The organism is Clostridiales bacterium FE2011 (assembly GCA_017569305.1).
Lineage (GTDB): Bacteria > Bacillota > Clostridia > Christensenellales > Aristaeellaceae > Aristaeella.
Genome location: CP069418.1, coordinates 2,822,179 through 2,845,451, shown reverse-complemented (window position 1 = coordinate 2,845,451; position 23,273 = coordinate 2,822,179). Strand labels below are relative to the sequence as shown.

Sequence of the window (23,273 nt, the reverse complement as noted above, 5' to 3'; positions counted from 1 at the left end):
TACGGTCAGCGTGTCAACGATGCTCTCGCCGTCATGTGTAGACCGTGATGCTCTCCGGCAGCAGGTCTTCGCTGTTACCCTTCAGGTTCCAGACCTTCTGGCCGCTTACGGTCGTTGTACCAGGCTTGTAGGTGTTGGTAATGGTGGTGCCGGTCACAACCTTATCGAATCCGGCCGGGACTTCTTCGTCCACGGTGTATTCGATCTCGGTCTCGCCGTCTGCTTCGTACTTCGGCAGGTCTCTGGACTCGAACTTCCAGCTCTTGTCCTCACCCGCTGTTACGGTCAGCTCGTCAACTGTCGCTTCGCCGTTCTTGATCAGAACCTTGATGCTTTCGGGCATCAGCTCTTCGCTGTAGCCCTTCATATCCCACTTCTTCTCGCCGTTGATCTTCACGGTCTCCAGCGTGTTCGTGATGCGGGTGCCTTCGATGACCTTTGCGAAGCCGGGCACAGCAACTTCTTCAACTGTGTAGTTGATTTCAGTCTTGCCGTCTGCGCGGTACTTCGGCAGTACCTTGGACGTGAAGCTCCAATCCTTGTTCACTCCGGCCTTTACGGTCAGCGTGTCAACGATGCTCTCGCCGTCCTTGATGTAGACCGTGATGCTCTCCGGCAGCAGGTCTTCGCTGTTACCCTTCAGGTTCCAGACCTTCTGGCCGCTTACGGTCGTTGTACCAGGCTTGTAGGTGTTGGTAATGGTGGTGCCGGTCACAACCTTATCGAATCCGGCCGGGACTTCTTCGTCCACGGTGTATTCGATCTCGGTCTTGCCGTCTGCTTCGTACTTCGGCAGGTCTCTGGACTCGAACTTCCAGCTCTTGTCCTCACCCGCTGTTACGGTCAGCTCGTCAACTGTCGCTTCGCCGTTCTTAATCAGAACCTTGATGCTTTCGGGCATCAGCTCTTCGCTGTAGCCCTTCATATCCCACTTCTTCTCGCCGTTGATCTTCACGGTCTCCAGCGTGTTCGTGATTGTGGTGATAGTGCCGTTCTGACTGCTGCCATCGAGCTTATAGCCAGCAGGTACCTGTTCCTCTGTCCAGGTATAACTGATTTCCTTGCCATCAGCATACTTGGGCAGATTCCTGACTGTTTCAGTCCAGTTATTCTTGGCATTCAGCGTGACAACAGTACCATTGCTCAGTTTGACCTTCAGCTCTTCCGGACGGGTGTTATCACGATTTTCAGAATCGTTCCATACCTTCAGTACGGTCGCTTCAGTCTCTTTGTATTCGCGGCTGTTCGTTACGGTGTACTCGAACTCTGTATCGCTTACCTGCGTGATGACAGGCGCGCTGTAGCCCGGCACCTGTGCTTCGGTAACCGTGTAGATAATCTTTTCTCCGTTGTCGAACTTAGCCAGTCCGCTCCAGGCGTGTGTCCAGTGATTCTTTTCATTCAGTTCAGCGCTGTCGATAACTTCGCTGCCCTTCTTCAGCTGGACCGTTACCTTATCAGGACGGAAGCCTTCCTTATTGTTGTTATCGTTCCAGACCTTCGTCACATTGACGTAGGTCTCTTCAGTGGTATGGCTGTTGGTAATCTCAACAACATATCCGGTAATCCGGTTGCCATCCTTGACTTCCTTCAGTTCACCGATGCTCGCAGTATATTCATCAATAGCCGCTTCAGTGACCGCATAGGTAATCTCCTGGCCTTCCGCATTCACGTCCAGCTTCGACCACTTATAGCTCCACTTGCCATCCTTGTCCGCCTTGATGATCTGGGTATTCGTGTAAACTTCCTTCGTTTCACCCTCGGCGGCGCCCGGGATCGTACCGGTCAGCGTTACAACAATCTGCTCAGGCCGTTTGCCGTCCTGGTTGTCTGTGTCGTTCCACTTCTTGGTAACTTCGATCTCGGTTTCCTTGGTAGTATAGCTGTTTGTCAGTGTAGTGATCGTACCTTCCTTATGGCTGTTCGTCAGCGTGTAGCCAGTCGGCAGTCCCGCTTCATCTTCAACCCAGGTGTAGTCAATCACGTTGCCGTTGTCGAACTTCGGCAGGTTCTTGATTGTTGCCTGCCAGCCGTTCTGCTCGTTCAGCGTTACAGTCTTTCCGGTATCCACGTTATTCGCCTGGAGTTTCACAGTCAGGCTTTCAGGACGGATACCATCCTGGTTCTTCTTATCGTTCCATACCTTCTTGACTGTTGCTTCGGTTTCTTCTGTTTCATAGCTGTTGGTCAGTGTTGTAATCGTGCCCTCAACAGCTTCGCCCGTCAGAACATAACCATCCGGCAGTTCTTCTTCAGACCAGGAGTATACGATCTCTGTCTTGTTGGCATACTTTCGCAGATTGTTAATCGTTGCAGTCCAACCATTGGCGTCATTCAGCGTAACGGTCTTATTGGTTTCTTTGCCGTCAGCCATCAGTGTCACCGTCAGGCTCTCCGGCCGCTTGCCGTCCTGGTTACCAGCGTCGTCCCAGACCTTCTTCACAGTTACGGAGGTCAGCATGTCATCTTCTACCAGGATGATAGTCTTACCATTCGCGTCAGTGGTGATGGTGGCACTGCCGGACACCTTGCCGTTAGCGTCAATGCTGAAGGTGGTATCGCTTGTAATCGCATAATCCTTGGGAGCGATTGTTTCGTGCAGCGTATACACTTCTCCGACCAGCAGGCCTTCAACAATATGCGCTTCCTTCGTGGAATCCCACTCGTCAACCACTTTGCCTTCGGAGTTCAGGATCTGGATATGAGCGCCTTCAACTTCAGCACCGCTGACAACATCCGTCTTCTTGACTTCGATATGCGTCGGAGCGTCCTTAATCAGGATATGACCGCCATCAACCTTGGTTCCGTTCGCCGTGACCTTACCGGTCTCGTCGATCGTGAACGTCGTATCTGCTGCAATGGTATATCCCTTCGGTGCGATCGTCTCACGCAGCGTGTACTCGACGCCCGTTTTCAGGCCTTCGATTTCATGTGCTTTGTTCGTGGAGATCCACTCTTCGACGATCACATATTCATTGTTTTCACCATAGAAGTCTGCGTCTTCCGGCTCATTCTCACCGGCAGCACGCAACAGCTTGATTTCCGCTCCGGGCAGTTCTTCATCGCCGGTAATAGCAACCTTGCTGATGCTCACATGGGTCTTACTGTCGTTTACGACCAGGATCTCAACACCGTTCTCATCCTTGCTGATTGTGCCGGTGCTGGTTACCTTGCCGGTTTCAGCGTCGATGGAGAAGACGGTCTCGCTGGTGATGGTATAGCCGTCGGGAGCGATGGTCTCAACCAGCTTGTACTGTACGCCCGTCTTCAGGCCTTCCACATAGTACGGTTCGGTACCGGAGACCCAGGTCTCAACCTCATTGCCTTCAGCGTCCAGAATCTTCAGGGTTGCGCCAGGCAGTTCTTCGTCGCCGTTGGTGATGTCGGTCTTGCTGACCTTCACCTTGGTGATCGTATCCTCGACCAGGATAACCGTGTTGCCATTGGCGTCGGTGGTCTTCTTCCCTGTCGTGGTCACTGTGCCGTCGGTTGCCACAGTGAAGGTGATATCGGTTGTTACGAGATAGCCGTCAGGTGCGACGGTCTCACTCAGCGTGTATTCTACGCCGGTCTTCAGGCCCTTGATCAGGTGGCTGCCGTTATCTTCGGACACCCACTCGTCTACCTTGTTGCCCTCAGCGTCGGTCACGACCAGGTGTGCACCGGCCACTTCCTTGCCGTTGGCGATGTCGGTCTTCTTAACTTCTACGTGGACGGGCTTGTCGTTCACTACCAGGACGGGCTTGCCTTCTTTGTCCGTTGTGGTCGTGCCGCTGCTCGTCACATCGCCGTTCTCGTCAATGCTGAAGATAGTATCGCTGGTAATCGTATATCCGTCGGGAGCCAGCGTCTCACGCAGCGTGTATTCAACGCCCGTCTTCAGGCCTTCAATGACTTCGGGCTTGTCGCCGGACACCCATTCCTTCACGACGTTTTCGTCCTTGTCCAGGATCTGCAGCGTCGCGCCGGGCAGTTCTTCATCACCCTTGGTGATGTCGCGCTTGCTCACAGAGATGTGGGTCTTGCTGTCGTTGACGACCAGGATCTCAACACCCTTATCGTCCTTGCTGACCGTACCGGTGCTGGTTACCTTGCCGGTTTCAGCGTCGATGGAGAAGACGGTCTCACTGGTGATCGTGTAGCCGTCGGGAGCGATGGTCTCAACCAGCTTGTACTGTACGCCCGTCTTCAGGCCTTCCACATAGTACGGTTCGGTACCGGAGACCCAGGTCTCAACCTCATTGCCTTCAGCGTCCAGAATCTTCAGGGTTGCGCCAGGCAGTTCTTCGTCGCCGTTGGTGATGTCGGTCTTGCTGACCTTCACCTTGGTGATCGTATCCTCGACCAGGATAACCGTGTTGCCATTGGCGTCGGTGGTCTTCTTCCCTGTCGTGGTCACTGTGCCGTCGGTTGCCACAGTGAAGGTGATATCGGTTGTTACGAGATAGCCGTCAGGTGCGACGGTCTCACTCAGCGTGTATTCTACGCCGGTCTTCAGGCCCTTGATCAGGTGGCTGCCGTTATCTTCGGACACCCACTCGTCTACCTTGTTGCCCTCAGCGTCGGTCACGACCAGGTGTGCACCGGCCACTTCCTTGCCGTTGGCGATGTCGGTCTTCTTAACTTCTACGTGGACGGGCTTGTCGTTCACTACCAGGACGGGCTTGCCTTCTTTGTCCGTTGTGGTCGTGCCGCTGCTCGTCACATCGCCGTTCTCGTCAATGCTGAAGATAGTATCGCTGGTAATCGTATATCCGTCGGGAGCCAGCGTCTCACGCAGCGTGTATTCAACGCCCGTCTTCAGGCCTTCAATGACTTCGGGCTTGTCGCCGGACACCCATTCCTTCACGACGTTTTCGTCCTTGTCCAGGATCTGCAGCGTCGCGCCGGGCAGTTCTTCATCACCCTTGGTGATGTCGCGCTTGCTTACGGAGATATGGGTCTTGCTGTCGTTCACAACCAGGATCTCAACACCGTTCTCGTCCTTGCTGACTGTGCCGGTGCTGGTTACCTTGCCAGTTTCAGCGTCAATGGAGAAGACGGTCTCGCTGGTGATGGTGTAGCCGTCGGGAGCGATGGTCTCAACCAGCTTGTACTGTACGCCCGTCTTCAGGCCTTCCACATAGTACGGTTCGGTACCGGAGACCCAGGTCTCAACCTCATTGCCTTCAGCGTCCAGAATCTTCAGGGTTGCGCCAGGCAGTTCTTCGTCACCGTTGGTGATGTCGGTCTTGCTGACCTTCACCTTGGTGATCGTATCCTCGACCAGGATAACCGTGTTGCCATTGGCGTCGGTGGTCTTCTTCCCTGTCGTGGTCACTGTGCCGTCGGTTGCCACAGTGAAGGTGATATCGGTTGTTACGAGATAGCCGTCAGGTGCGACGGTCTCACTCAGCGTGTATTCAACGCCGGTCTTCAGACCCTTGATCAGGTGGCTGCCGTTATCTTCGGACACCCACTCGTCTACCTTGTTGCCCTCAGCGTCGGTCACGACCAGGTGTGCACCGGCCACTTCCTTGCCGTTGGCGATGTCGGTCTTCTTAACTTCTACGTGGACGGGCTTGTCGTTCACTACCAGGACGGGCTTGCCTTCTTTGTCCGTTGTGGTCGTGCCGCTGCTCGTCACATCGCCGTTCTCGTCAATGCTGAAGATAGTATCGCTGGTAATCGTATATCCGTCGGGAGCCAGCGTCTCACGCAGCGTGTATTCAACGCCCGTCTTCAGGCCTTCAATGACTTCGGGCTTGTCGCCGGACACCCATTCCTTCACGACGTTTTCGTCCTTGTCCAGGATCTGCAGCGTCGCGCCGGGCAGTTCTTCATCACCCTTGGTGATGTCGCGCTTGCTTACGGAGATATGGGTCTTGCTGTCGTTCACAACCAGGATCTCAACACCGTTCTCGTCCTTGCTGACTGTGCCGGTGCTGGTTACCTTGCCAGTTTCAGCGTCAATGGAGAAGACGGTCTCGCTGGTGATGGTGTAGCCGTCGGGAGCGATGGTCTCAACCAGCTTGTACTGTACGCCCGTCTTCAGGCCTTCCACATAGTACGGTTCGGTACCGGAGACCCAGGTCTCAACCTCATTGCCTTCAGCGTCCAGAATCTTCAGGGTTGCGCCAGGCAGTTCTTCGTCACCGTTGGTGATGTCGGTCTTGCTGACCTTCACCTTGGTGATCGTATCCTCGACCAGGATAACCGTGTTGCCATTGGCGTCGGTGGTCTTCTTCCCTGTCGTGGTCACTGTGCCGTCGGTTGCCACAGTGAAGGTGATATCGGTTGTTACGAGATAGCCGTCAGGTGCGACGGTCTCACTCAGCGTGTATTCAACGCCGGTCTTCAGACCCTTGATCAGGTGGCTGCCGTTGTCCTCGGACACCCACTCGTCAACGATCTTCTCTTCCGCATCCTTAACAACCAGGTGTGCTCCCGCAACTTCCTTGCCGTTGGCGATGTCGGTCTTCTTCACTTCAACATGGACAGGCTTATCGTTCACTACCAGAACGGGCTTGCCTTCTTTGTCCGTTGTGGTCGTGCCGCTGCTCGTCACATTGCCGTTCTCGTCAATGCTGAATGTGGTATCGCTTGTAATCAGGTATCCGTCGGGAGCCAGCGTCTCACGCAGCGTGTATTCAACGCCCGTCTTCAGGCCTTCAATGACTTCAGGCTTTTCGCCGGACACCCATTCCTTCACGACGTTTTCGTCCTTGTCCAGGATCTGCAGCGTCGCGCCGGGCAGTTCTTCATCACCCTTGGTGATGTCGCGCTTGCTTACGGAGATGTGGGTCTTGCTGTCGTTGACGACCAGGATCTCAACACCCTTATCGTCCTTGCTGACCGTACCGGTGCTGGTTACCTTGCCGGTTTCAGCGTCGATGGAGAAGACGGTCTCGCTGGTGATGGTGTAGCCGTCGGGAGCGATGGTCTCAACCAGCTTGTACTGTACGCCCGTCTTCAGGCCTTCCACATAGTACGGTTCGGTACCGGAGACCCAGGTCTCAACCTCATTGCCTTCAGCGTCCAGAATCTTCAGGGTTGCGCCAGGCAGTTCTTCGTCACCGTTGGTGATGTCGGTCTTGCTGACCTTCACCTTGGTGATCGTATCCTCGACCAGGATAACCGTGTTGCCATTGGCGTCGGTGGTCTTCTTCCCTGTCGTGGTCACTGTGCCGTCGGTTGCCACAGTGAAGGTGATATCGGTTGTTACGAGATAGCCGTCAGGTGCGACGGTCTCACTCAGCGTGTATTCAACGCCGGTCTTCAGACCCTTGATCAGGTGGCTGCCGTTGTCCTCGGACACCCACTCGTCAACGATCTTCTCTTCCGCATCCTTAACAACCAGGTGTGCTCCCGCAACTTCCTTGCCGTTGGCGATGTCGGTCTTCTTAACTTCCACGTGGACGGGCTTGTCGTTCACTACCAGGACGGGCTTGCCTTCTTTGTCCGTTGTGGTCGTGCCGCTGCTGGTCACATTGCCGTTCTCGTCAATGCTGAAGATAGTATCGCTGGTAATCGTATATCCGTCGGGAGCCAGCGTCTCACGCAGCGTGTATTCAACGCCCGTCTTCAGGCCTTCAATGACTTCGGGCTTGTCGCCGGACACCCATTCCTTCACGACGTTTTCGTCCTTGTCCAGGATCTGCAGCGTCGCGCCGGGCAGTTCTTCATCACCCTTGGTGATGTCGCGCTTGCTCACAGAGATGTGGGTCTTGCTGTCGTTGACGACCAGGATCTCAACACCCTTATCGTCCTTGCTGACCGTACCGGTGCTGGTTACCTTGCCGGTTTCAGCGTCGATGGAGAAGACGGTCTCACTGGTGATCGTGTAGCCGTCGGGAGCGATGGTCTCAACCAGCTTGTACTGTACGCCCGTCTTCAGGCCTTCCACATAGTACGGTTCGGTACCGGAGACCCAGGTCTCAACCTCATTGCCTTCAGCGTCCAGAATCTTCAGGGTTGCGCCAGGCAGTTCTTCGTCACCGTTGGTGATGTCGGTCTTGCTGACCTTCACCTTGGTAATCGTATCCTCGACCAGGATAACCGTGTTGCCATTGGCGTCGGTGGTCTTCTTCCCTGTCGTGGTCACTGTGCCGTCGGTTGCCACAGTGAAGGTGATATCGGTTGTTACGAGATAGCCGTCAGGTGCGACGGTCTCACTCAGCGTGTATTCAACGCCGGTCTTCAGACCCTTGATCAGGTGGCTGCCGTTGTCCTCGGACACCCACTCGTCAACGATCTTCTCTTCCGCATCCTTAACAACCAGGTGTGCTCCCGCAACTTCCTTGCCGTTGGCGATGTCGGTCTTCTTAACTTCCACGTGGACGGGCTTGTCGTTCACTACCAGGACGGGCTTGCCTTCTTTGTCCGTTGTGGTCGTGCCGCTGCTGGTCACATTGCCGTTCTCGTCAATGCTGAAGATAGTATCGCTGGTAATCGTATATCCGTCGGGAGCCAGCGTCTCACGCAGCGTGTATTCAACGCCCGTCTTCAGGCCTTCAATGACTTCGGGCTTGTCGCCGGACACCCATTCCTTCACGACGTTTTCGTCCTTGTCCAGGATCTGCAGCGTCGCGCCGGGCAGTTCTTCATCACCCTTGGTGATGTCGCGCTTGCTCACAGAGATGTGGGTCTTGCTGTCGTTGACGACCAGGATCTCAACACCCTTATCGTCCTTGCTGACCGTACCGGTGCTGGTTACCTTGCCGGTTTCAGCGTCGATGGAGAAGACGGTCTCACTGGTGATCGTGTAGCCGTCGGGAGCGATGGTCTCAACCAGCTTGTACTGTACGCCCGTCTTCAGGCCTTCCACATAGTACTGTTCGGTACCGGAGACCCAGGTCTCAACCTCATTGCCTTCAGCGTCCAGAATCTTCAGGGTTGCGCCAGGCAGTTCTTCGTCGCCGTTGGTGATGTCGGTCTTGCTGACCTTCACCTTGGTGATCGTATCCTCGACCAGGATAACCGTGTTGCCATTGGCGTCGGTGGTCTTCTTCCCTGTCGTGGTCACTGTGCCGTCGGTTGCCACAGTGAAGGTGATATCGGTTGTTACGAGATAGCCGTCAGGTGCGACGGTCTCACTCAGCGTGTATTCTACGCCGGTCTTCAGGCCCTTGATCAGGTGGCTGCCGTTATCTTCGGACACCCACTCGTCTACCTTGTTGCCCTCAGCGTCGGTCACGACCAGGTGTGCACCGGCCACTTCCTTGCCGTTGGCGATGTCGGTCTTCTTAACTTCTACGTGGACGGGCTTGTCGTTCACTACCAGGACGGGCTTGCCTTCTTTGTCCGTTGTGGTCGTGCCGCTGCTCGTCACATCGCCGTTCTCGTCAATGCTGAATGTGGTATCGCTGGTAATCGTATATCCGTCGGGAGCCAGCGTCTCACGCAGCGTGTATTCAACGCCCGTCTTCAGGCCTTCGATGACTTCGGGCTTGTCGCCGGACACCCATTCCTTCACGACGTTTTCGTCCTTGTCCAGGATCTGCAGCGTCGCGCCGGGCAGTTCTTCATCACCCTTGGTGATGTCGCGCTTGCTCACAGAGATGTGGGTCTTGCTGTCGTTGACGACCAGGATCTCAACACCCTTATCGTCCTTGCTGATTGTGCCGGTGCTGGTTACCTTGCCGGTTTCAGCGTCGATGGAGAAGACGGTCTCGCTGGTGATGGTATAGCCGTCGGGAGCGATGGTCTCAACCAGCTTGTACTGTACGCCCGTCTTCAGGCCTTCCACATAGTACGGTTCGGTACCGGAGACCCAGGTCTCAACCTCATTGCCTTCAGCGTCCAGAATCTTCAGGGTTGCGCCAGGCAGTTCTTCGTCGCCGTTGGTGATGTCGGTCTTGCTGACTTTCACCTTCGTGATTGTATCCTCGACCAGGATGACCGTGTTGCCATTGGCGTCGGTGGTCTTCTTCCCTGTCGTGGTCACTGTGCCGTCGGTTGCCACAGTGAAGGTGATATCGGTTGTTACGAGATAGCCGTCAGGTGCGACGGTCTCACTCAGCGTGTATTCTACGCCGGTCTTCAGGCCCTTGATCACGTGACTGCCCTTGTCTTCGGACACCCACTCGTCAACGGTCTTGCCTTCAGCGTCGGTCACAACCAGGTGTGCACCCTTGACTTCCTTGCCGCTTGCGATATCGGTCTTCTTAACTTCCACGTGCACGGGCTTGTCGTTCACAACCAGAACGGGCCTGCCCTTGTCGTCTGTGCTCGTCGTGCCGGTGCTCGTCACATCGCCGTTCTCGTCAATGCTGAATGTGGTATCGCTTGTAATCAGGTATCCGTCGGGAGCCAGCGTCTCACGCAGTGTGTATTCCACACCCGTCTTCAGGCCTTCGATGACTTCGGGCTTGTCGCCGGACACCCATTCCTTCACGACGTTTTCATCCTTGTCCAGGATCTGCAGCGTCGCGCCGGGCAGTTCTTCATCACCCTTGGTGATGTCGCGCTTGCTTACGGAGATATGCGTCTTGTCGTCTTCAACAACAAGCACTTCGATGCCGTCTTTGTCCTTGCTGTGTGTGCCGCTGCTTGTGACGTTACCCTTTGTATCAATGCTGAAGGTCGTCACGCTTGCGATGGTATATCCATCCGGAGCGATGGTCTCAACCAGCTTATATGTTACGCCGGTCTGCAGACCTTCCACATAATACGGTTCGTTGCCGGAAACCCAGGTCTTGATGACCTTGTCTTCCGCATCCAGGATCTGCATGGTCGCACCAGGCAGTTCCTTTTCATTGGTGATATCGATCTTGCTGACCTTCACCTTGGTGATCGTATCTTCGACCAGGATGACTCCGCCCTCGGTCATAGTGCCGGTAGTCGTTACCTTACCGGTTGTGTCGATCACAAAGGTGGTGTCTGTAGCGATCGTGTAGCCCAGAGGCGCGACGGTCTCCTTCAGGGTGTAGGTCTCGCCGGTATGCAGGCCCTTCACTTCATGGACGTCCTTCGTGGAGTTCCACTCTTCAACGACCTTGCCGTCCTTGTCGATGATCTGGATATGCGCGCCTTCCAGCTCTGCGCCGTTGGCAATATCCACCTTGCTGACCTTCACTTCAGTCAGCGTATCTTCAACCAGGATCACTCCGTCTTCGGTCATAGTGCCGGTAGTCGTTACCTTACCGGTTGCATCGATCACGAAGGTGGTTTCCGTAACGATCGTGTAGCCCAGGGGCGCCACGGTCTCCTTCAGGGTGTAGGTTTCGCCGGTGTGCAGACCGTATACTTCATGGATATCCTTCGTGGATGTCCACTCTTCAACGACCTTGCCATCCTTGTCGATAATCTGGATATGTGCGCCTTCCAGCTCTTTACCGTCAGCAATGTCAACCTTGTTGACCTTCACTTCGGTAATGCTGTTCGTAATGGTGTAAGCCCATTCGTTACCGGACACCTTGGTGATGACAGGAGCCTTATATCCGGGAACCTGAGCTTCGGTTACCGTATACTGGATTTCAGTATTGTTATCAAGCTTGACCAGGTTCGTCCAGGTATACTTCCAGCTATTCTTTGCATTCAGCTCAACAGCATCTCCAAGATCCTTACCGTTTGCCTTCAGCTGGACCATTACCTTTTCAGGCCGGCTGTGGTTCTTGTCGTCATTGTCATCCCAGATCTTCTCAACAGAAACGTCTGTCGTCTTCAGCGTATTCGTAACACGGGTTCCGCTGATAACTTTGTCGAAACCGGGAATTTCTTCTTCTTCAACTGTGTAGTTGATAGCTGTCTTGCCGTCTGCGCGGTATTTCGCCAGATCCTTGGAGGTGAAGCTCCACTTGCCGTCGGTGCCGGCCTTCACCGTCAGGGTGTCGACGGTCTTGTCGCCATCCTTGATGTAGACCGTAATCTCTTCGGGCAGCAGTTCAGTGCTGTTACCCTTCAGGTTCCAGACCTTTTCGCCGCTTACGGTCGTTGTCTTAGGAATGTAGGTGTTTGTAATGTTGTTGCCGGTTACTACCTTGCTGAAGCCTTCGGGTACCTTTTCATCCACCGTGTAGGTGATCTCGTCCTTGGTGCCCTTCTCGTACTTCGGCAGGTCGCTGGAAGAGAACTTCCACTTGTTATCCTCGCCGACCGTGACAGTCAGCGTCTCAACAGTGTCGTTGCCCTTCTTGATGTAGACCGTGATGCTCTCGGGCATGAGGCTTGCGTCGTAGCCCTGCATATCCCAGGTCTTTTCGCCGGTGATCTTCACGGTCTCCAGCGTGTTGGTGATGCGGGTGCCCTCGGTGACCTTCTCGAAGCCCGGGATCGCTTCTTCGTCAGCTGTGTAGACGATCTCGGTCTTACCGTCTGCCCGGTACTTCGGCAGAGTGCCGGAAGTGAATGTCCACTTACCATCTGTGCCGGCCTTCACCGTCAGGGTTTCAACGGTCTTGCTGCCATCCTTGATGTAGACCGTAATCTCTTCGGGCAGCAGTTCAGTGCTGTTACCCTTCAGGTTCCAGACCTTTTCGCCGCTTACGGTCGTTGTCTTAGGAATGTAGGTGTTTGTAATGTTGTTGCCGGTTACTACCTTGCTGAAGCCTTCGGGTACCTTTTCATCCACCGTGTAGGTGATCTCGTCCTTGGTGCCCTTCTCGTACTTCGGCAGGTCGCTGGAAGAGAACTTCCACTTGTTATCCTCGCCGGCCGTGACAGTCAGCGTCTCAACAGTGTCGTTGCCCTTCTTGATGTAGACCGTGATGCTCTCGGGCATGAGGCTTGCGTCGTAGCCCTGCATATCCCAGGTCTTTTCGCCGGTGATCTTCACGGTCTCCAGCGTGTTGGTGATGCGGGTGCCCTCGGTGACCTTCTCGAAGCCCGGGATCGCTTCTTCGTCAGCTGTGTAGACGATCTCGGTCTTACCGTCTGCCCGGTACTTCGGCAGAGTGCCGGAAGTGAATGTCCACTTACCATCTGTGCCGGCCTTCACCGTCAGGGTTTCAACGGTCTTGCTGCCATCCTTGATGTAGACCGTAATCTCTTCGGGCAGCAGTTCAGTGCTGTTACCCTTCAGGTTCCAGACCTTTTCGCCGCTTACGGTCGTTGTCTTAGGAATGTAGGTGTTTGTAATGTTGTTGCCGGTTACTACCTTGCTGAAGCCTTCGGGTACCTTTTCATCCACCGTGTAGGTGATCTCGTCCTTGGTGCCCTTCTCGTACTTCGGCAGGTCGCTGGAAGAGAACTTCCACTTGTTATCCTCGCCGGCCGTGACAGTCAGCGTCTCAACAGTGTCGTTGCCCTTCTTGATGTAGACCGTGATGCTCTCGGGCATGAGGCTTGCGTCGTAGCCCTGCATATCCCAGGTCTTTTCGCCGGTGATCTTCACGGTCTCCAGCGTGTTGGTGATGCGGGTGCCCTCGGTAACCTTCTCGAAGCCCGGGATCGCTTCTTCGTCAGCTGTGTAGACGATCTCGGTCTTACCGTCTGCCCGGTACTTCGGCAGAGTGCCGGAAGTGAATGTCCACTTACCATCTGTGCCGGCCTTCACCGTCAGGGTTTCAACGGTCTTGCTGCCATCCTTGATGTAGACCGTAATCTCTTCGGGCAGCAGTTCAGTGCTGTTACCCTTCAGGTTCCAGACCTTTTCGCCGCTTACGGTCGTTGTCTTAGGAATGTAGGTGTTTGTAATGTTGTTGCCGGTTACTACCTTGCTGAAGCCTTCGGGTACCTTTTCATCCACCGTGTAGGTGATCTCGTCCTTGGTGCCCTTCTCGTACTTCGGCAGGTCGCTGGAAGAGAACTTCCACTTGTTATCCTCGCCGGCCGTGACAGTCAGCGTCTCAACAGTGTCGTTGCCCTTCTTGATGTAGACCGTGATGCTCTCGGGCATGAGGCTTGCGTCGTAGCCCTGCATATCCCAGGTCTTTTCGCCGGTGATCTTCACGGTCTCCAGCGTGTTGGTGATGCGGGTGCCCTCGGTGACCTTCTCGAAGCCCGGGATCGCTTCTTCGTCAGCTGTGTAGACGATCTCGGTCTTACCGTCTGCCCGGTACTTCGGCAGAGTGCCGGAAGTGAATGTCCACTTACCATCTGTGCCGGCCTTCACCGTCAGTTTCAACGGTCTTGCTGCCATCCTTGATGTAGACCGTAATCTCTTCGGGCAGCAGTTCAGTGCTGTTACCCTTCAGGTTCCAGACCTTTTCGCCGCTTACGGTCGTTGTCTTAGGAATGTAGGTGTTTGTAATGTTGTTGCCGGTTACTACCTTGCTGAAGCCTTCGGGTACCTTTTCATCCACCGTGTAGGTGATCTCGTCCTTGGTGCCCTTCTCGTACTTCGGCAGGTCGCTGGAAGAGAACTTCCACTTGTTATCCTCGCCGGCCGTGACAGTCAGCGTCTCAACAGTGTCGTTGCCCTTCTTGATGTAGACCGTGATGCTCTCGGGCATGAGGCTTGCGTCGTAGCCCTGCATATCCCAGGTCTTTTCGCCGGTGATCTTCACGGTCTCCAGCGTGTTGGTGATGCGGGTGCCCTCGGTGACCTTCTCGAAGCCCGGGATCGCTTCTTCGTCAGCTGTGTAGACGATCTCGGTCTTACCGTCTGCCCGGTACTTCGGCAGAGTGCCGGAAGTGAATGTCCACTTACCGTCTTCGCCGGCCTTGACCTTCAGGGTTTCAACGGTCTTGTCGCCATCCTTGATGTAGACCGTAATCTCTTCGGGCAGCAGCTCGTTGCTGTTACCCTTCAGGTTCCAGACCTTTTCGCCGCTTACGGTCGTTGTCTTAGGAATGTAGGTGTTTGTAATGTTGTTGCCGGTTACTACCTTGCTGAAGCCTTCGGGTACCTTTTCATCCACCGTGTAGGTGATCTCGTCCTTGGTGCCCTTCTCGTACTTCGGCAGGTCGCTGGAAGAGAACTTCCACTTGTTATCCTCGCCGGCCGTGACAGTCAGCGTCTCAACAATGTCGTTACCATTCTTGATGTACACCGTGATGTGATCAGGCATGAGGCTTGCGTCATAGCCCTGCATATCCCAGGTCTTTTCGCCGGTGATCTTCACAGTCTCCAGCGTGTTGGTAATCTGCGTCCCGTTAAGAGCCTTCTCAAATCCGGGCACAGGTTCTTCATCGACGGTATAGTTGATCAGTGTCTTACCGTCAGCGCGATACTTCGGCAGATCCTTGGAAGCGAAGCTCCATCTTCCTTCAGAGCCAGGCCTTACCTCAAGGGTTTCAACAGTTTTATCGCCGTCCTTGATATAGACTGTGATCTTTTCAGGTAGCAGTTCTGTGCTGTTGCCCTTCAGCTCCCAGGCCTTCTCGCCCCTGATTTTAGTTGTCTTCAGATTGTTTGTGATGTCATTGCCGTCAACACGTTTTTCGAATCCGTCCGGAATCTGTTCATCGACGGTGTAATTGATCAGTGTTGTGCCGTCAGCCTCATACATCGGGAGTTCTCTGGACGTGTATTCCCAATTGTTATTTTCCCCGGCGATTACATTCAGTGTATCAACAATCTGTGTACCGTTCTTGATATAGACTGTAATGCTTGCAGGGATATAGCTGGCATCAGCGCCTCTCAGGTTCCATGTCTTATGGCCGCTGACAGTGGTCGTCTCCAGGGTATTCTTCACATTGTATGTGAAGCTTCCATCCGCTGCTTTGGTGATTTCGGTCGTGTAGTTCGTAACTGCATCTTCGGTGACCGTGTAATCAATGTCCTTACCACCGGCCTTCTTCGGCAGGCTGTTCCACTCAAATGTCCAGTGATTTTCCTCATTCAGTTCGATGGACGTTGTCTTTGTACCGTCAGCCAGCAGGTTGACAGTCACGCTGGCAGGACGATAACCGTCCCTGTTGTCGCTGTCTTCCCAAACCTTGGTCACTTTGACCTTCGTCTTTTCGGTTGTATGGGTATTTGTGACGGTGTACGTGAAGGTTCCGTCAGCAGCCTTTGTAATCTCCGTCGTGTAGTTGGCTACTGCGTCTTCCGTAACCGTATAGTCAATAGCCGTACCGTTGGCATACTTGTCCAGATCGGTCCAGGTATGTGTCCAGCTGTTGCCTGCATTCAGCTCAACGGAACCAATCTTTGTACCGTCAGCCAGCAGGTTGACCGTAACGCTGGACGGACGATAGCCATCCTGGTTGTTGGCGTCATTCCAGGACTTCGTAACCGTAACCTGGGTCTTCTCCGGTGTATGGCTGTTGTTCAGGGTGGTTATTGTTCCATTCTCATCAGTGTTTGTCAGCGAATAACCAGCGGGCAGGTTCTGTTCACTCCAGGTATAGGTGATCAGCTGTCCATTCTCATACTTCGCAAGATGATCAATTGTCGCAGACCAGTTATTCGACGCGTTCAGCGTAACGGTACCGACCTTGGTCGAACCGTTCATCAGGTCGACTGTCAGGCTGTCAGGACGGATACCATCCTGGTTGTCCGCGTCAGCCCATTCCTTGGCAACAGTAACGGAGGTTTCTTCTTCCGTATTGGTAATCGTTACCTTGCCGGTGCCGTTTCCGCTGTAGGAATTGCTGGCGGCGCCGGTTGCGGTAGTTTCTACTATATAATAGGTAAGAGTATAGATCGATCCGTCTGTGTCATAGAAATGTTTCGGCAGATTCTGCCACTTATACTTCCAGTTGTTGGCCTTACTCAGCGTCTGGGTATCAACAACGGTGTATTCCTTTCCTCCAGTAATCTCAGAAACAGACTTCAGTCCATTCTGCACAGAACTGATGGTTGAAGCAGACTTGAAGTTAACGTCACTTACGCCATTGGCAGCAATATGATAACGAATATCAAACGCTCTGAGTTGTTTCGCCTCTATACCATCTGTTGTGTAAGCGCTTCCGTTTGCAGCAGGTGATAAATGCAATGAATTAGTAACAACATTGCCCCAGTTGCTATTGCCGGTCTGTGTCAATTTAATGGTTTTATTGGAATTCATGGTGATAGTAAACTTGTTACCATTATTTCCAATGGTTCCATTGACATCACCGGTTAATCTTATTCCTTCATACGGATGCCACCATTGATTACCGTTATCAAACCAGAATTGTACAGTTGTACCGCCCTTATATTTATACTCGACTGACAAACTATCGTCAGAGCTTTCAAAACGAAGAGTATATACAGGAACGGGCGTAGGCTTCGGCGTGGGTGTGGGTGTAGGTGTAGCGGTAGGCTTCGTGGTCGAAGTCGTCTGGGAAGTCGGTTGACTCGTGACCTGGGATGTTTCCTGGGGCTGCGTCGTCACAACCGGGCCCTGACCCTGCTTCAGCAGGGACTTGACCGCAATCAGCTTCACTTCAACGCTGTCAGCGGTATGCTCGCCGGTAGAATCAACATAGGTGATCTGTTCACCGTTGTATGCAGCCTTCTGCCACTTCTTCTCGACTTCGACGTCGGTATACTGTTTCTTGTAGTTATTGAAGGTGCCGACGTTACCATCGGTTGCTTGATCAATCCAGTTCTGATGATCTTCAGAGTAAGAGATCTTCAGGTCGATCTGATCCTTATTATATCCATGTGCTTCAAGCTTCACATAGATCTTCTTAGCGTCGGTGACGATCGAATCATCGTCGCTTGCGGCTTCCTGGATGACATAATACTTGTTGATCCTCTGGTCGCCTTCGATCTCGCCGTTGGGTTTGCACCTGAAATCTGTGTTGTAAACATTAAACTTGGGGAATTCAATGTTTTCACCGGCTTTGCCGATCACGGTTGCGTGATAGGCACTGCTGCCGTTCTTGATCTGGAAGGTGTTTTCGTCTACCTCATCCATCCTGAAGGTGAATTCCTTGTTCTTCAGGTTGGCGGGCAGTTCACTGCCGTCCTGGTAAGTAAATGTCTTGGAGACATTTACATTCTTTCCGGCGTCTGCGTGATAATGTCTGGCCTTGAAATAGTAGTGCCATTCAGCGGTGGAATTGAAGTCTTTCTTTGTCACAACCCAGCCGGCACCGGCACCGTTGTTCTGATTCACAGTGGCTTTAGGCGCAAGGAAAATACCCGCGGCAGTATCGATGGACAGGCTGCTGGCATTATAAGCATTGAATACGATATGATTCAGGATGTACTTTTCTACTTTACCGTTATGATCCTTGTTTCCGTCCTTTTCAATTGTCCGGCTCTCCAGGCCGCTGACAACAGTTCCCCCGTTTGCGTCTTTGACCGTAACCTTGAACTTCTTGATGTCATAGTTCCCGGAATCAGGCATGTTGAAGACTATGGTCTGACCTTCATATTTAATGATCTCCCAGCCGTCCTGCGACATGATGTTCTTCATGTTGGAGCAGTCAACGTAGATGGTAGCGTTTTTCGCCTGGCTGAACGCGGGGCCGGTCAGGTCGATCGTTTTTGAATTATTCGGGAATGTAGGTGTATAGGTGGTTTTCTGCGCCATGAGTTCCGACATACGCACCGGATGGTTCAGCAGTGTATCCACATATGTGTTGATCTCGCCCTGTTCCTTCGGATAAACATTTGTCGGAGGCTGCGGTCTGGAATACCGTACGTTGGCATTGGAGTCGGTTGGTCCCTTGCTGGACTGGTTCTTGTTGATGTACACGTCAAACGTAACGTTGGTCGCTTCACCGTTCCAGAAATAGGTGTTGTTATCCAGCTTCCCGATATAGAAGGGAATCGGGTTGCTGCCGCTGCCCATGATTTCGATACTCTGGGAGTTGTTGAGCTCGAAATGCTTGACAGCAAAGTTGGTCTCGGTGTGGCCTTGCTGCTTATACTTGTTCGCGACCACACCATACTCAACCGCAGACCCCAAAATCTGCTGTGGCGTAAGTGCACCTTCCGCAATGGATACAGGCAACCCGTTCTGATACGTCATTTCCGCATCAGCGAACGCACTGATTGGTACTGAATTAAATACCATCAATACCGATGCCAGAATTGAGATTATCCTTTTAATATTCCGTTTCATAACGAAACTCCTCTCGTGGTAGGTATAATCACAGGTTGCCTGTTATGTGTGTTTGATCAGTTCAATTATTCTTCTGTCAAGGTTACAAGTTTCACAATTGCTTTCCAGATATAGTTCTGGTTTTCGGTATCAGCCACATAGGTGAAGGTCAGATCATTGGCATCCGGGATTTCAATGAATTCTTCACCATCTGTGCTGTAGAGCCACTGGACTTCATAGTGATCATCCTCCATGAAGTTGATCAGTTCCAGTTCGTACGGCACTTCGGTTCCGATAAAGATCACATTCATGCCGAATTCTTTAAAGACGTCGTGAATGACGATCTGTCTGGTAGGCAGGTTTTCCATGCCTTCCGGCTTCATCGTGGCAATGATGTCAACCAGGTTGATATACCCGACGCCTTCGAGCTCCACAGGATCAATGATCTCAGCGCGTTCCGCGTTCTCGATAATCCTGACCCAGAGTTCTGTATTGACATCCAGATGATCTGCCGCTTCAAGGTTCTCGCCCAGGCCGTTGTACACGTTCGCGCCGATATCAATGGCAACGTATACCTTCACATAGCCCATTTCCAGCATTTCCTCATCGGTATACGGCTGCTTTTCGGTCTCGGCCAGTAGGATGAACTTCTCAGTTTCATCTTCAGCCGTGTAGATCTGAGCCCAGCCTTCGGCTTCGATATCCTTCACCCAGATTTCAGTATCCGGATCAAGATGCTCGATCACAGCTGCGTCTTCCTTCGCCGCTTCATAAACATCTGTACCGTTGGCATTCATGATCTGGATCTTACGGTAGCCAAGCTCGATCAGTTCTTCCTCGGTGATCTCCTGCTCTTCGATCTCCGCAATCTTGATGAACTTCTCAGCTTCTTCATCTTCAGTGAAGATCTGAGCCCATCCTTCGGCTTCAGCATCCTTGATCCAGATCTCGCTCTCGAATTCGATGGTTCCGGTCACAACCGCATCTTCGTCAGCGGAAGCATATACGTTCGTGCCGTTCTTGTTCTGGATCTGGATCTTCCGATAGCCCATCTCGATCAGGTCATCTTCGGTGATTTCCTGTTTCTCGATCTCAGCGAGCTTAATGAAGTGGTGTGCTTCATCTTCATCGGTATAGATCTGCGCCCAGCCTTCAGCCGCGATATCCATGATCCAGATTTCTGCCTCATAATCGAGATGTCCGATTACGTCAACAGAAGTGGCAGTAACGACATACACGTCAGCGCCGTTCCGGTTCTGGATCCGGACCTTACGGTAGCCCAGTTCGATCAGTTGTTCATCTGTGATAGGTTCGGCTTCTTCTTCAATTTCTTCTTCGACTACTTCAGTCTCTTCTTCAGATTCTTCCTCGTCGTTTTCTTCGTCTTCAGCTTCTTTTTCGGATTCTTCGTCTTCTTCGACGGTTTCTTCTTCGTTTTCTTCCTCTTCGTTCACTTCTTCAGAAGCTTCAGACTCTTCATCCGTAACGGTTTCAGCGTTTTCTTCGTCTTCGTTTTCCTCGTTTTGGACTTCGGTCTCTTCTTCGGATTCTTCTTCTTTTTCCTCTTCCTCAGGTGTTACTTTCTCGGAAGATTCATTTTCAGTTTCTTCCTTATTATATTCTTCTTCCGCAGGCTCTTCCGTCTGTTCTTCAGGAGCCTCGGTTACTGCAGCGGGCTCTTCGGTCTCTTCGACAAGAGCTTCGGTTTCCTCAGCGGGTTCCTCAGTCTCCTCAACGGGAGCAACGGTTTCCGCAGCGGGCTCTATGGTCTCCTCAACGGGAGCTTCGGTTTCCGCAGCGGGCTCTTCGGTCTCTTCGACAGGAGCTTCGGTTTCTACAACGGGTTCCTCAGTCTCTTCAACAGGAGCTTCGGTAACAGGTGCCTCGGTGACCGGAGCTTCAGTCACAGGCGCTTCAGTAATAGGTGCTTCGGTGACGGGTGCTTCAGTAACGGGAGCCTCGGTGACCGGGGCTTCAGTAATAGGTGCTTCGGTGACGGGTGCTTCAGTAACGGGAGCCTCGGTCACAGGAGCTTCCGTAACGGGCGCTTCAGTCACAGGTGCCTCAGTTACGGGCACTTCGGTCGCGGGAGCTTCCGTCTTGACCGCGAAGGAGCTCAGCGTGAAGGACAGGTTCTGTTTTGCAGAGATCGTGATGTTGAACTTGCGGAATGCGATGTTCTTCAGTTCGCAGACATAAGTGCCGTTACCGATGGAAACGAACTGGGCATTGCTTCCGTCAATAGATACATTCACTGCATCCGGGCTGGCAGTCAGTTTCAGCGTTACATTCTCATTCTTGCCGCACTTGATCAGGATCTTGCCCTTCTGGCCGGCAACCAGCGTATCGCTGATCTGGTAGCCCACCTTCAGTGCGTCATAGTTCTTATCAGCAGGCTGTACGGTGGGAGCGGGAGTCACGACAGGAGCTGCCGGTGCTTCAGTTGCTTCTTCGGCAGCGGGTTCTTCTGCAGCCGGTTCCTCAGCAGGAACTTCGGCAGGTGTTTCAGCAGGAACCTCTACGGGTACTTCCGCAGGAACTTCTGCCGGGATCTCTGCAGGAACTTCAGCCTGGGCTTCCTCGGTTACGGGAGCTTCCGCAGGAACTTCAGCAGGCACTTCAGCCGGAGCGGCTGTTTCAGCCTCGTTCACAGTGGGAATGCTCTCATCGGCAGGAATCGGCTGCGGAACAGGAACGATTTCCTCAACAGGAATCGGCTGCGGAGCCGGTACAACTTCCTCGACGGGAATCGGCTGCGGGGCCGGTACAGAAGCTTCAACCGGAATCGGTTGCGGAGCTGCTGCAGTCTGTTCTTCGCTGACAGGTGCGGGAGCGGCTTCATTCTGAGCCGGAGCCGCGTTATCGGTCACGGTCTCTGCAGCAGGTGCCGCTTCCTGGGCAGCCGGAGCTTCGACGACTTCGTTCTGTTTTTCGCTGGCAACCAGTCTGAAGGAAACAGTATCTATAGAAGAAAGAATAATTTCATGTTTACGGCCGGCGGGGTTGGATATTTCATATACATACAGCTTCATGTTCGGGATGTCACTGTCAACAGGGGTAAAGTTGACAGCCTTGCCATCCAGCACTGTACGGATAGATGCGCTATTGGAAGCGTAGAGTTTCAGTTCAACGGGGTTCTTTCCGCAGCCCTTCAGGGCAATGATCAGTTCGTCGTTCAGGCCGATAGTGTCGGACAGGGTCTGTCCCAGGTTCATTTCGATGTTCCGGATACCCTTCAGCTCATCGGTGATGTCCGGTACGTTTTCACTGATAACCTCAGGATCAACGTAACCCCAATCATCATCGAACTCAACCAGACCGTCGTCTTCTTCCACAATAACAGGTGCTTCCGTCGGAGCGGCAGTGGGAGCAGCGGTCGGCTCTTCGATCGGTGCCACAACCGGAGCTTCGGTAGGAGCGGCAGTGGGAGCTTCCGTCGGGGCAGCTGTAGGTGCCTCTGTCGGAGCAGCCGTGGGCGCTTCGGTCGGAGCCGGAGTAGGAGCTTCCGTCGGGGCTTCCGTAGGAGCCGGAGTCGGGGCTTCCGTAGGAGCAGCCGTGGGCGCCTCGGTCGGTGCGGGCGTAGGCACTTCAGTCGGAGCTTCCGTAGGTGCCGGAGTAGGCGCCTCGGTAGGAGCCGGCGTAGGAGCCTCGGTCGGCGCGGGAGTCGGAGCTTCCGTCGGGGCTTCCGTAGGAGCCTCCGTCGGCGCTTCAACCGGAGCGACCGCCACTTCGGTCCCTTCATCTTCTGCATACACCATAGCCGTGCTGGAAATCAGCAAGGCAATAGCGCACAGGATGGAGAAAACCTTTTTGAGCTGCTTCATCATATCTTTACCCCTCCCATATTACTGGGTGATTGATATCTTTTCAGGTCTGCTTCCGATTTTGCGTTACATAAAAGTTACATCGAATCATTTTCGGAAGTGTAATATATGGTCAAAATGGGCATAGTTAACCACACAAATCATACCACACAAGAAAATTGTTTTCAACCCTTTTGTATCCATTTTCTGTAAGTGCTAATAAATATGGACATTCCCGATGATACATCCCTGTATACAATCTGTTTTTGGTTGCATTTTCATAATTACTCGTTTATATTTGCATTCTTGCATAAAGTAACTCATTTTTTGGCGCTTTTTTACCATTTTTATCCATAAAATTACATCATTTTTCTGCAAAAGCTTGATTATCTGGTTCGTACAACGCCCAAATTTTACTTTCCAATGACATGTAATATTGCAATGTAACCCGTGTAATTATGCTGTAAGCCTTGATATCACTGACATGGTATCGGTTTCATGATCGATTTTTGGGTTTTTCCTCTGTAATCCAGGTTGAAATTACACATTTTGTTGCATCCTTATTCATCGAACCGATATCTCAAATATTTGCAAAAGACAAAATTAATGAAGGAACAGACATTTT

3 protein-coding genes are annotated in these 23,273 nt (G+C 53.0%); all 3 read right to left on the bottom strand.

Features of this window, described 5'->3' with window-relative positions:
- Positions 1 to 31 precede the first annotated feature (31 nt).
- Entirely contained in the window at positions 32 to 14,059 is a 14,028-nt protein-coding gene (locus JRC49_12820; GenBank protein QTE70666.1) for a Cna B-type domain-containing protein, read from the bottom strand.
- Positions 14,010 to 18,773: a Cna B-type domain-containing protein gene (locus JRC49_12815; GenBank protein QTE70665.1), complete on the bottom strand. Its 4,764-nt coding sequence runs from the start codon at positions 18,771 to 18,773 to the stop codon at positions 14,010 to 14,012. The genes JRC49_12820 and JRC49_12815 overlap by 50 nt, the downstream gene beginning before the upstream one ends.
- 158 nt (positions 18,774 to 18,931) lie before the next feature.
- Complete coding sequence (locus JRC49_12810) at positions 18,932 to 22,672, bottom strand: hypothetical protein (protein QTE70664.1); 3,741 nt, start codon at positions 22,670 to 22,672, stop codon at positions 18,932 to 18,934.
- Between the last annotated feature and the right edge of the window lie 601 nt (positions 22,673 to 23,273).

Bases quoted from the DNA above. Each gene is read 5' to 3' on its own strand.
- JRC49_12815 (QTE70665.1), bottom strand. From the start codon at position 18,773: ATGACGTATCAGAACGGGTTGCCTGTATCCATTGCGGAAGGTGCACTT.
- JRC49_12820 (QTE70666.1), bottom strand. From the start codon at position 14,059: ATGGCAGCAAGACCGTTGAAACTGACGGTGAAGGCCGGCACAGATGGT.
- JRC49_12810 (QTE70664.1), bottom strand. From the start codon at position 22,672: ATGATGAAGCAGCTCAAAAAGGTTTTCTCCATCCTGTGCGCTATTGCC.